The sequence below is a fragment of the Mucilaginibacter sp. Mucisp73 genome (assembly GCF_059491465.1).
The window spans coordinates 2,572,173-2,584,676 of the sequence record NZ_CP168507.1; the positions used below are offsets into that span (position 1 = coordinate 2,572,173).

11 protein-coding genes are annotated in these 12,504 nt (G+C 42.5%); 10 read left to right on the forward strand and 1 reads right to left on the reverse strand.

Features of this window, described 5'->3' with window-relative positions; translation table 11 throughout:
* Positions 1 to 35: 35 nt before the first annotated feature.
* A complete protein-coding gene (locus ACEN82_RS10805; RefSeq protein WP_413319902.1) occupies positions 36 to 1,499 on the forward strand; it encodes an alpha-L-fucosidase in 1,464 nt (487 codons plus the stop codon).
* A gap of 602 nt (positions 1,500 to 2,101) precedes the next feature.
* Here ACEN82_RS10805 and ACEN82_RS10810 read toward each other — a convergent pair.
* Positions 2,102 to 2,428: a TetR/AcrR family transcriptional regulator gene (locus tag ACEN82_RS10810; protein WP_413319904.1), complete on the reverse strand. Its 327-nt coding sequence runs from the start codon at positions 2,426 to 2,428 to the stop codon at positions 2,102 to 2,104.
* A 220-nt stretch (positions 2,429 to 2,648) separates the two neighbouring features.
* On the opposite strand from ACEN82_RS10810, the gene ACEN82_RS10815 reads away from it, so the two are divergent.
* The 9 genes from ACEN82_RS10815 (at position 2,649) to ACEN82_RS10855 (ending at position 12,504) form a co-directional block, all read left to right on the forward strand.
* Positions 2,649 to 2,822, forward strand: a complete 174-nt coding sequence (locus tag ACEN82_RS10815; RefSeq protein WP_413319906.1) for a hypothetical protein — start codon at positions 2,649 to 2,651, stop codon at positions 2,820 to 2,822.
* 618 nt (positions 2,823 to 3,440) lie between these two features.
* Positions 3,441 to 3,584: a hypothetical protein gene (locus ACEN82_RS10820; RefSeq protein ID WP_413319908.1), complete on the forward strand. Its 144-nt coding sequence runs from the start codon at positions 3,441 to 3,443 to the stop codon at positions 3,582 to 3,584.
* Between the two features lie 396 nt (positions 3,585 to 3,980).
* A complete protein-coding gene (locus ACEN82_RS10825; protein ID WP_413319910.1) occupies positions 3,981 to 4,742 on the forward strand; it encodes an SDR family NAD(P)-dependent oxidoreductase in 762 nt (253 codons plus the stop codon).
* Positions 4,743 to 4,811: 69 nt separating this feature from the next.
* A complete protein-coding gene (locus ACEN82_RS10830) occupies positions 4,812 to 5,423 on the forward strand; it encodes a TetR/AcrR family transcriptional regulator (RefSeq protein WP_413319912.1) in 612 nt (203 codons plus the stop codon).
* 55 nt (positions 5,424 to 5,478) lie between these two features.
* Positions 5,479 to 6,840 (forward strand): TolC family protein, encoded by a 1,362-nt coding sequence (locus ACEN82_RS10835; protein WP_413319914.1) that lies wholly within the window; start codon positions 5,479 to 5,481, stop codon positions 6,838 to 6,840.
* An 11-nt stretch (positions 6,841 to 6,851) separates the two neighbouring features.
* Complete coding sequence (locus ACEN82_RS10840; RefSeq protein ID WP_413319916.1) at positions 6,852 to 7,952, forward strand: efflux RND transporter periplasmic adaptor subunit; 1,101 nt, start codon at positions 6,852 to 6,854, stop codon at positions 7,950 to 7,952.
* A gap of 9 nt (positions 7,953 to 7,961) precedes the next feature.
* The gene (locus ACEN82_RS10845) at positions 7,962 to 11,021 is read left to right on the forward strand and encodes an efflux RND transporter permease subunit (protein ID WP_495644118.1); all 3,060 of its coding nucleotides are present in this window, start codon (positions 7,962 to 7,964) and stop codon (positions 11,019 to 11,021) included.
* 14 nt (positions 11,022 to 11,035) lie between these two features.
* A complete protein-coding gene (locus tag ACEN82_RS10850; RefSeq protein WP_413323156.1) occupies positions 11,036 to 12,052 on the forward strand; it encodes an NAD(P)/FAD-dependent oxidoreductase in 1,017 nt (338 codons plus the stop codon).
* Positions 12,049 to 12,504, forward strand: coding sequence for a methyltransferase domain-containing protein (locus ACEN82_RS10855; RefSeq protein ID WP_413323157.1), 456 nt, complete (start codon positions 12,049 to 12,051; stop codon positions 12,502 to 12,504). Before ACEN82_RS10850 ends, ACEN82_RS10855 begins: the two co-directional genes overlap by 4 nt.

Here is a 12,504-nt window from a genome sequence, read left to right on the forward strand (position 1 = left end):
CAATACATTATTTCAATTTCTTAACTACCAATCATATGAATTTAAAACAAGTAATTACTCAAATAAAAAAGCAAATTGGATTGATTGCAATAGCCTGCATTTTAATGCCTGCTGTAGCTCATGCGCAAACTGCGCCGATTCCGGTTGGCCCTGTGCCCAATTCAAGACAAATTGAATGGTATCACCGCGAAATAATTGCTTTCTTTCATTTCGGGATGAATACGTTTGCGAACGTTAACGAAGGCGACGGCAGCGCAAGCCCTCAATTATTTAACCCTACAGCATTAAACTGTAACCAGTGGACAGGTGTACTTAAGGGCGCCGGAATTAAAACAGCTATTTTTGTTGCCAAGCATGCCGATGGTTTTTGTAACTGGCCAACGGCCCATACTAATTATTCGGTAAAAAACAGCCCCTGGAAAGATGGTAAGGGCGATGTTGTAAGGGAATTTACCGATGCATGTAAAGCAGCCGGAATAAAAGCAGCAATCTATTTGGGGCCGCATGACAGGCACGATTCAAGATATGGGACACCTGATTACAGCGACTATTATGCAAATCAACTATCGGAATTACTACGAAACTATGGCCCCATTTGGGAAATATGGTGGGATGGGGCAGGTGCCGATCAAATTAAGTCAGCTTTTTATGATCGTTGGGCCGATACGGTGCGAAAACTACAACCCAACTGTGTTGTTTTTGGAACCAAAAATTCATATCGCTATGCCGACTGCCGCTGGATGGGCAATGAATCGGGATTATCAGGAGACCCATGTTGGTCAACCATCAACCCGGTTTCTATTCTGGAAGAAGCAGCGCATATTACGCAATTAAACCATGGAGAACTCGATGGCACGGCCTATGTACCGGCCGAGGTAGATGTTTCCATTCGCCCAAGCTGGTTTTATCATGAAGAAGAAGATGCACATGTTAAAAGCGTTGCCGCTTTATGGGACCTTTATTTTAATTCCGTTGGTCACAATAGCGTGCTGTTATTAAATTTTCCGCCTGATAAGAGGGGATTGATTCCTGCCATTGATTCATTAAGGGCCGATAGCTTACGCCGTTTAATTGACGGTACATTTAAAAACAATTTGGCGGCAGGTGCAACTATCAAATCGCTTCATCCGCGCGGAGGCAAATATAAACCGGTTAATATGGTTGATAATAATGAAAGCACTTATTATGCTACAAGTGATAATGCTACTTCAGATACCATAACTTTTAGCCTTGGCAAAAAAAAGACTTTTGACGTACTAATGTTACAGGAGGTTATCGAATTGGGACACCGTACAACAGGTTGGTCTGTAGATTACTCATCTGATGGAAAGAACTGGACGCCTATTCCGGAAGCAACCGGAAAACAAACCATAGGTTATAAATGGCTTGTTAAATTTAAGCCGGTAACAGCTTCAAAAGTCAGATTGAAAATTATCTCCGGTAAAGCTTGCTTAGCAATTCATACTTTTGGTATTTATAAGCAGCCATCAATACGGTGACGAATTGCGGAATAAACAACTGAACAATAGCCTATTCGTGCGATTGTTCAGTTGTTTATTTCAAAATGATACTCGGCAATCTAAGATTCCTTATAATGGCAATTTTTCCAATATTACCTGAAAAATTACACAAACGAGCGTGACACTTGATATTCGTTGTAGACGTTATCAATCCATCTTCCAAATATGGTTTTCCAAGTTATCGTTAGTGGCTTTTTGATCACTGCTTCTTTACTTTCTGGTTCAATTAAAAAATGCTTAAACTTTGATCTTCTCGATATAGCGATCTGATTCTCTGAACGATAAACGTTACTCAGGATAAAGCCGTGGTGTGTCTTCGATCCTGCAAAATTATCAGGTTGTTACGTCCAAAGGAAAATAAATAAGGCGAATACTATTTAGAATTTGCTGTCTATTAGAGGCCGATAACACCTGTTTGTTGATGAACGCAAGTGATAGATATCCATGTACCAGAGACCAACAGGTATAAAACTTTATTCGTGATGTCAATTGATCTGGGTTACCGTTCGCAATGTTGTTTGCCTCCATCAAGAGACTTACCAGCACCTCAAGTTCTTCCAGGGGAAGCTTAAAAGGTATATTTATGCCAACATCAGCTGATAAAAAGTCTGGTAGCTCACAGCAAAATCATAATAAGCCAGCCACATCGTTTCAATTATCCCGTTCGCGTGTGCATGTCGTCCTTTCACCGCTTTCAGGCAGGCAACAAGCTTAAAAACTCCGATTCTAACGACTGAGGCCAGCAACTTTTCCTTACTTGGAAAATAGATATAAATAATGGCGGCAGAGCAGTTCATGGTTCCCGCCAGTTTACGCATGCTAAATCCCTCCCAGCCTTCTTTATGCAATATATCGAAAGATCGCTCAAGAATTTGACCTGTATTTGCGACAGCGCTTTTTTTAGTCATTACAATGATTTAGATCATTCAGTTAATCAATCCTGATTTATAATCCCGGCATCTGCTCTTTAACGGAGGCGTAGGATCTTGTACAATGATGGTTTTATAATGATGCTTTTCATCTTTTAGATGGGTTATTGAAAGGTGAGATTCACAATGTGTACTACAATAACCTTTCCGATATTAGAGGGGGGGTGGTATGTAATATATTGATAGTGAATTGATTGACGTGAAAAAGAGGAAGGCCAAGCGTAGAAAGTTACCGCCCGAGGCTGTAGATAACAGAATTGCTAAAGCTATAACTGAGCAGGATAGAATAAAAGAAGCTGAATTATTAGAGCTGATTGCTCAAATTATTGTCAATGCAACCTTGAGAGAATTGTATGGGGAAGAGAAGGAATAAACCAGTCTAAATTGGGCGGTTTTATATTTGGTGTGATGTGGAAATGGTCTTAAAATATCGTTTAATTAATTGATAGTTAGTTTGTTGTGGGTTTGTTTGTGCCGAATTAGCCTGTCGAACACCATTAGTGTTGTATGGTGTATTGCATTGATTGTCAGTGGTTTGTGTTTGTTTTTGCAAGAATAGGGATAGTTGGAGGGATAAGATATGTAATCTGTTGATATTCAGAAGTTTGCTATTTTTCCGCAGTTGTAAAAACACCAAAATTTACTGATTTAAGTGGTTGATTATCAGTAAATTATGGTGTTCGATAGTGGAGGCGAGGGGATGTCAATCGAACCCCTTATACCATTGCTGCTATTAATTAGCGAATTGAAAATCAAATAGTTGAATTGGTTATTAAAGCATTGTAAATCGTTTCAAGGCTATAATTGACAAATAAATTCGGTTTTAATAATTTTTGCTTTGCAAATTTGCGATATAAAAAGTTCGATTGTCGAACACCGGTTCATTCTTAGTGGCTTAAATAGAATTACTTATAACATATTGATTGTTAATTATTTGATTTTTAGAAAAGAATAATAGTGGGTGTTTCGGAGATATGTTACACCCTATTCCGTGGCAAAACTTGAAGGCTTTGAACTCGAGGTAACCGATTATTTAATGAAGCCTGTTCCCTTTGATCGTTTTGTGAAAGCTGCAGAAAAAGCGCTGGCTAAGGTGAGCGGTGTTGAAAAGCTATTGATCATCAATCTGATTTGATCTATATCAAGCATAACCAACGTTATGAAAAAGTGCCTGTAGCAGATATCCTTTATATTGAATCGATGCTCACTAATTTCGGTTTCGAAATGCGTGGAAAGTATTATTGAATGCTTGACCTTTCATTTTATGCAAAGAAGCCTAGGTTATTATTTTGTCTTTAGTAGCCGGTTTGTGTCCTTATCAGGTAGCATGAAGTATTATGTTGCAAAAGCAATAGTACATTTCCATGAATGCTCAAATACTTGTCTCGTCGTGAAAGAACGCCCGTTCCCGCCTTGAAGCTAAATGCCAGGCCTCTCTATTATCATGCTGATGTCAGATTAAAAAATTAACCTGGCAATTATAAACACTGTTCAATAATTTTGATGCGTTCAGAATATTAATCAGACAATCATGAAAAAAGCATTGATCACAGGTGCAAGCGGCGGCATAGGGCTGGAAACAGCCAGGCGACTGGCTTCCCAAAACTATCAGGTAACACTGGTTGCCCGGAGCGATGAAAAATTAAATAAGGCAGTAAAAAGTTTAGCTGGCGCAGGTCACTCCGTTTTGGTTGCCGACCTGACTAATAGTGAAGACCTGCAAAAACTGGTAAGCCATTTGGCAACTGAGAAATACGATGTGCTGATCAACAATGCGGGTGCCGGTATTTACGGGAAATTTATTGAGATTCCATTGGATGAGCAGCTGGCAATTATGCAGCTTAATATGAATGCCATAGTAGCCCTGTCTTATGCGTTTTTACAAAATGCCAGACCAGGGGATGCTTTGGTAAATGTTGGTTCCATGCTTGCACATTCTTCCCTGCCGGGCGGCTCGGTTTATGCAGCTACCAAAAGTTTTGTGGCCAATTTTTCGGAGTCCTTGTGGTACGAGTTTAAGAAAAAAGGGATTTTCGTAATGGGTTTTAACCCAGGTGCCGCAAACTCCGACTTTCATTCAAACGCCGGTGGACATGTCAGCGATTTTCCCAAATTTGTGATGTCTTCTGTTGAGGATGTCGCCGAAGAACTGGTTAAAGCTTTGGAAAAGAGGCGGAAGCCAAGAGTTGTACAGGGTTGGAAAAACAGGTTCATGTTGTTTGGATTCAAGTTATTGAACCGGAAAGCATCTGTAAATATCATGGGACAGATCAGTCCCGGGATGAAAAACTAAACGTTGGACCCTGGTGCGATTTCGCCACCCGGCCGACACTATTATATTTGTATCTTATTATTAATAAAAATGAGCATAGCAGAACGAAAACTAGAAGAGAAGCAGGAAATGCATAAACGCATCTTAAATGGTGCGCGTAAGATATTCCTTGAAAAAGGCTATGAACAAACCAGCATGCGCAATATTGCCAATGAGATCAACTACAGCCCCGGCTCGCTTTATTTTTACTTTAAAGATAAGAGTGAGATTTTTCAGGAACTGCATAAGGAAGGATTTCAATTACTGCTCAGCCAGTTCAAAGTTTTAGACAAGGTGGGTGACCCTTTTGAGCGCCTGAAAGCGATGGGCCGCATCGTCATCCAATTTGCACAGGAAAACAAGGATTATTATAACCTGATGTTCCTGGTGGACGAACCGGCAAAAATGTCGGAAGATGAGAGTGCCTTTCAGATAGCGCAGGAGGCGATTGACCGTCTGGCGGCTGTGATCAAAGACTGCCAGCAAAAGGGAAGATTCAAGGATCTGGATACAGAAGATCTCACCTTTATGATCCTTTCTGCCATGCATGGTATTTGCGCTCTTTTTTGCAAAGACCGCACAGCAAGTTTTGTAGGCAAAACGAATGAAGAATTAATGGAGAGCGGTTACGAGTGTTTCGTTGCACTGCTTGAAAAAGGATAACCCTTTTTTTTGACCATGGATTGAACAATGTTTAAATTTAAAACGATGATTAATAATGAAAATTAGAAGTAAAAAAAAATATGGTTTTTTCCTGTTGGCAGCGGCTTTGTTGGCCTCCCCATCAGTAAAAGCCCAAAGCAAGCTGGATGACTATATTCGGGACGGACTTGCATCCAACCAGAGCATCAAACAACAAAACTTTGTGCTCGAGAAAAATGTCTATGCGCTTAAAGAAGCCAAAAGCATGTTCGGCCCGGACGTAACCTTTTCAACCACCTACACAAAAGCCGATGGCGGGCGTACGATAGACTTTCCGACCGGCGACTTGTTTAACGGAGTTTATTCCACGCTGAACAAACTGACCGGCAGCAACGCCTTTCCGCAACTGCAAAACCAACACATTCTCCTCAACCCGGATAATTTTTATGATGCAAAGTTTCGCACCAGCCTCCCTATTCTAAACGCAGAGCTGATTTATAATAAGCGGATCAAAGCACAACAGGTAGACCTGCAGAAAACAGAAGTATTGCTTTATAAACGCGAACTGGTTAAAGAGATCAAAACGGCTTATTATAATTACTCGAAAGCCGTTTATGCTACCGGGATCTATGAATCCTCGCTCCGGCTAGTGGAAGAGGGGCAAAGGATCAATACCAAGCTGTATGACAACAGCAAGGTAAACCGGACTGTTGTGCTGAGAAGCCAGAACGAAGTGTCCAGGATCAATGCAGCCCTCACCGGGGCGAAGAAAACCGCGGAATCGGCCCGCTACTATTTTAACTTCCTGATCAATCGCCCGCTAACGGATAGCATCCTTTTGGATGATATTACCACGCTGCCCGCAAGGGAACAATTGTTGGGGAATAGCGTTAGCGGCAGGGAAGAATTATCCAAGCTCAGGATCGCTAAAGACATTAACGGCAACCTGAACGGGCTGGCCAAATCTTATATCATCCCCAAGCTGGGCACCTTTATCGACCTGGGATCGCAGGCGTTCGACTGGAAGTTCAATAGCCAAAGTCGCTATTACTTGTTAGGCGTTTCCCTGGAATGGAACCTGTTTTCCTCCGGGAAAAATAGTTACCGGGTAAAACAAACGATTGCAGACCGCGAGGCTTTAGCATCACAAACCGATTATGTACAGCAGCAACTGCTTACCGAGCTCAAAGTTCGCCAGGCCGCCATGCAAAGCGCTATCGCGCAATATGAGGCCGCGCAATCCCAGTTGAAGACCAGCCAAACCTACTATAATGATATGGTGAAGCTATACAAGCAGGGAATGGCTATCTATATCGAACTGCTGGATGCCCAAAACCAGTGGATAGATGCACAACTTAATGCGAACATCGCCCTTTACGACACCTGGATAGCCTATACGGCCATCGAACGGGCTAACGCCAGTTTCACTATTCAATAAACTAAAACATCATGAAAAATCACGAAGGGTTCCCCAATACCTTAAAAAAACGTACAACAATGAAAAACATACAATTACTCAGCATCGTAATAGCAACCATATTCCTGCTAACTTCCTGCAAACCAAAACACCAGGAAGGAAATGCATTGGGTGAGCCGGACATTATCCCGGTTAAAACAGCTTCGGTTTCCGTATTAGGAGTCCCCGACCACATCAGTGCAACCGGGCTGGTGAGCACTGAAGACGAAGCCAAATATGCCTTCAAGATAGGCGGTGTGATCAACCGCATCTTCGTGCAGGAAGGCCAGTTCTTCAAAAAAGGCCAGTTGCTGGCTACGCTCAATTCAACCGAGATTTCAGCAGGGCTGGCACAGTCAAGCCTTGGTGTGGAGAAGGCACAGCGCGATTATAGCCGTGCCGTTAATCTTTACAAAGACAGTGTATATACCCTGGAGCAATTACAAAACACCAAAACTGCACTTGACGTTGCGCAAAAAGCCCGGGAAGCGGTGGCCTTTAATGATCGCTATTCCAAAATATATGCTGCGTCCGATGGCTTTGTGAGCAAGAAGATCGCGAATGAAGGCGAAGTGATTGCCGAAGGGATGCCGGTGCTGCTCATCAACTCTACCGAGCAACACAACAGTTATTCACTAAAGGTTGGGGTTACGGACCGCGAGTGGGCCATCATTAAGCCGGGACAGACAGCCAAAGTGACGCTCGATGGATACGTTGGGCAACAGTTTGATGCTGTGGTATTTCGCAAATCGCAGGCCGCGGATCGTGAGCTTGGCTCATTCCAGGTAGAGCTGAAGCTGAATTTAAATGGCATAAAACCTGCAGTTGGCATGTTTGGCAAAGCAGAAATAGCCACCCATCAGGATGAAAGTGTGATGGTGATCCCTTACGGCTCACTGGTGGAAGCCGACGGTAATAAAGGTTTTGTGTTCACTACCGTTAGCGCGACCCGTGTAAAAAGAGTGCCGGTTACCATCCTGAAGTTCGATAACGACAATGTGTACCTGAAGGATAAACTGGATGGCATAGACCAGATCGTGGTTTCCAACAGCGCCTACCTCAACGAACAGTCCATTATTAAAATCATCAAGTAAGCTACAGTTATGAAAATCACAAATTTCGCAGTAAAGAACTACCAGTTCACGCTGATCATATTTTTGCTTATCGCTGTAGTCGGCGTCTTAACGCTGTTTACCATGCCGCGGTCGGAAGATCCGACCACGCATCCGCCCCAATACGTCATTACGGTCATTTATCCCGGTACCAGTCCGAAGGATATGGAAGAGCAGGTGGTAAAACCCATCGAAAATAAGATCTATGGACTGGAAAATATTGAAAAGATATTGACGACAGTTGAAGACGGTGTGGCGGTTATACAGCCGAAATTTAAATATGGCGTAGATGTAGATAATAAGTACCAGGAAATCTCCACGGAGATCAATGCTTTGAAAAACAGCGAGCTTCCTAAAGATATTTACCTGATCAAAACGGAAAAAGTTTCTTCTTCGGATGTAAAGATATTGCAGGTTGCCCTGGTATCAGACAATGCTTCCGGTAAATTACTACGAGACAAAGCTGACATGCTTAAAACACGTTTGGAAAAGATCACCAACCTGAAGGATGTCAAATATTTCGGCATGCCGGAGCAGGAGATCCGTATCGACATGCAGCTGGATAAACTGGCCCAGTTAAAAATACCGCTCAATGTAGTGACAGGCAGTTTGCAAAGCGAGGCAGCAGATATCCCCGGGGGCGGCATCAACCTGGACAGCAAGATATTCAACGTAAAAACCAGCGGCAAGTTCAAAAATGTAGATGATGTTGCCAATACTGTTATTTATAATGCTAACGGAAAGATCATATACCTGAAAGATGTAGCCGATGTGAGCTACAAGGACGGTATTGTTGATCACATTACCCGCCTGAACGGGCACCGTTGTGTATTGGTTACGGCCGGGATGAAAGACAACGTGAATATCGCCAGCGTGCAGCAGGAGTTTTTACCGGTACTGGATGAATTCGGCAAAACACTGCCCGAGAATATCAGGCTTGTTAAAAACTTCGATCAGGCCAATATGGTATCTGAGCGTTTGGGGCATCTGGGATTCGACTTTGGATTGGCGATACTGTTAGTGGTGATTACGCTATTGCCATTAGGCTTCAGAGCATCTCTTATCGTGATGATCTCTATACCGCTTTCTTTGGCGCTGGGTCTCATCGCCCTGAATTTATTCGGGTTTTCCTTAAATCAGCTCAGTATCGTAGGGCTTGTTGTGGCCCTGGGCCTGCTGGTGGATGACAGTATCGTTGTGGTAGAGAACATTGAGCGGTGGCTCCGCGAGGGGCATTCCCGTATGGATGCTATCCTGAAAGGTACGCAACAGATCGGGATAGCGGTTGTAGGCTGTACGGCTACATTGGTTATTGCCTTCCTGCCGCTTGCCTTTTTGCCGGATATGCCCGGTGAGTTTATGCGCAGCCTGCCGATGGCCGTGATGACCAGTGTATTGGCATCTATGATTGTTGCCTTAACACTTGTTCCTTTTCTGGGGAGCAGGATGCTCAAAACCCACACACATGGCGGGGGAAACTTCTTTTTAAAGCACCTGCAACGTTTCCTGACCAGGTCTTATGCCCGTGTGATGCCGCTTGCCTTAAAATGGCCTAAAGCCACCATCGGGATCTCATTGGCCTTAAGCGGATTTGCTTTTTTCCTGTTCACACTAACCGGGTTCAAGCTTTTTCCGACCTCTGAAAAGCCAATGTTCCTGATCAATATCAAACTGCCCCTGCAGGCCGATATTCCCGAAAGCGACCGGGTGACCAGGCTGGTAGAAGGTGAACTGAAGAAACACAAGGAGATCGTTTACTATACCTCTAACGTGGGCAAAGGCAATCCACAGATCTATTACAATGTACACCAGCAGGACGTAAAGCCTGATTTTGCCCAGGTATTCGTACAACTGGACGATGAGGCAAGTCCAAAATCGAAAACAGATCTGATCAAACAACTCAGACAGAAATTTATAGACTTTCCTTATGCGCGGATCGAAGTAAAAGATCTTGATCAGGGAACACCCATTGAAGCTAATATTGTAGTCAGAGTATTTGGCGAGAATCAGGACACTTTACGGGCGCTTTCCTTTAAAGTGGAGGAGGTCCTGAGAAAAAATCCGGGCACGTTTTATGTCAATAACGAGTTGAACACTTATAAAACAGACGTTAAAATAAAAATTGACAAAGAGAAGGCCCGCACCTTAGGTGTGCTTACCAGCGATGTGGATAAAGTGGTAAGGATGGCCGTGGCCGGATTAACCGTTGGCGACTATATTGATGACCGGGGCGATTCGCGCAACGTTGTCATCACACTTCCAAGAAACAAGTTCTCAAACCTGGATGCTTTGAAAAACTTGTATGTAAACAACATACAGGGCACCCCGGTACTGGTTGACCAGATCGCTACCATTTCGTTTGAAACATCCCCTACGGCCATCAATCATTTTAACAAATCGCGATTTGCAAAGGTGACTTCCCTGACCAAAGAGCATGTTTTGGCCAATGACATCCTGAAAGAGGTTGTTCCCGAACTGAATAAATTGAAAATGCCGCCAGGCTATTATTACAAACTATCCGGCGAAGCAGAATCTGAAGGCGATGCTTTGGGCGGCAACTTTCTGTCTGTGATCATCCTGAGCACATTTCTTTTCATCGGCGTGCTGCTGTTACAATTCAAAACATTTAAAGGGATCATTATCGTACTGTCGATCATACCATTAGGCATACTTGGTGGTGTGGTAATGTTACTGATGACAGGCAACCCAATGTCAATGGTATCCATCATCGGTTTTATAGGTCTTTCAGGCATACAGGTCAAAAACTCACTTTTGCTGGTTGATTTTACCAATCAACTACGTCTAGAAGGACACAGCATTGATGAGGCCATCAATTTGGCCGGCGAAACCCGTTTTCTTCCGGTGGTGTTGACTTCGATCACCGCCATTTTCGGCTTACTTCCGATTGCGTTGAATCCTAATCCTTTGATAGCACCATTGGCTATTGTATTAATTGGAGGACTGATCAGTTCTACCATACTGTCTAGGATCGTAACGCCGGTGATGTATAAATTGATTCCGCCACATTTGGAAAGCGACGGGGAACAATAAAAGTACAATCTGAAATGAAAAAAATATCAAGACGGGAACTGATAAAACAAGGGGGACTTGTTTTATCAGTTTTAACTTTACCTATTCCATTAACATCATTTTTAAATTTTAACGATATGAAAGATAACAAAAATTTTGACGTAATCATAGTTGGGGGAAGCTATGCAGGACTTTCGGCAGCAATGGCCCTGGGACGATCATTAAGAAATGTTTTAATTATCGACAGCGGTTTGCCCTGCAACCGGCAAACACCCCATTCACATAACTTTCTTACACAAGACGGAGAAAAACCAGGCGTTATTGGGGAAAAAGCTAAAGCACAGGTGTTGGAATACGACACTATAAAATTCATAACTGACCTTGCCGTTAATGCAACAAAAACCGATAATGGCTTTGAGGTTTCAACGCAATCAGGAAAAATATTTTCGGCTAGAAAACTTGTTTTTGCAACAGGATTAAAAGATAAAATGCTAAGCATTAAGGGATTTTCTGAATGTTGGGGAATTACGGTACTCCATTGTCCCTATTGTCATGGATATGAAGTAAAGAATGAAAAAACAGGAATTTTCGCAAATGGATATGGTGCATTTCACTTGTCCCGACTTATTAATAACTGGACAAAGGATTTAACGATATTTACCAATGGGAAATCGGAACTGACACAAGAGCAAACCGATGAAATCAAAAGACACAATATCTCCATAGTTGAGAAGGAGATTGCCTCGTTGAAACATACAGGCGGAGTAGTTGAAGAAATAATTTTTTCAGACAGTTCAACTTTTAAATTAGATGTCATTTATTCAAGACCTCCTTTTGAACAACATTGTAAAATTCCCGAATTATTGGGCTGTGAGTTGACAGAACAGGGCCTTATCAAAGTAGATACATTTCAGAAAACAACGGTGGATAACATATTCGCTTGTGGAGACAGTACCAATCCTCTTCGTTCTGTACCATATGCTGTATCGACAGGGAGTAATACAGGAGTATTTTTAAATAACGCCCTGGTAGAAGAAGATTTTTTAAAATGACAACAAATAAAATCGAAGATTCTGTTGGCCAGAACTTTTGGGAACAATTGTGGCAAAAAAATGAAACAGGTTGGGATATCGGCCAAGCTTCACCCGCCATTACTCAATACATGGGCCAGTATACGAATAAAAACAAGGCCATTCTTATTCCTGGTTGCGGAAATGCCCATGAAGCCGAATTCTTAGTTGCAACTGGTTTTACAAATATCACATTAATAGATATCGCACCAAAAGCCGTTGAAACCTTAAAAGAAAAGTTTTCCGACATACCTCAGGTAAAAATTTTATGCGAAGACTTTTTTGAGCATGTAGGAAATTATGATCTGATCATTGAACAAACATTTTTTAGTGCCATTCCACCAACCAGACGAGAGGAGTATGCAAAAAAAATGTACTCAATACTCAATCCGAAAGGTAAAATAATTGGTGTGTTGTTTAACTGGAGATTATGA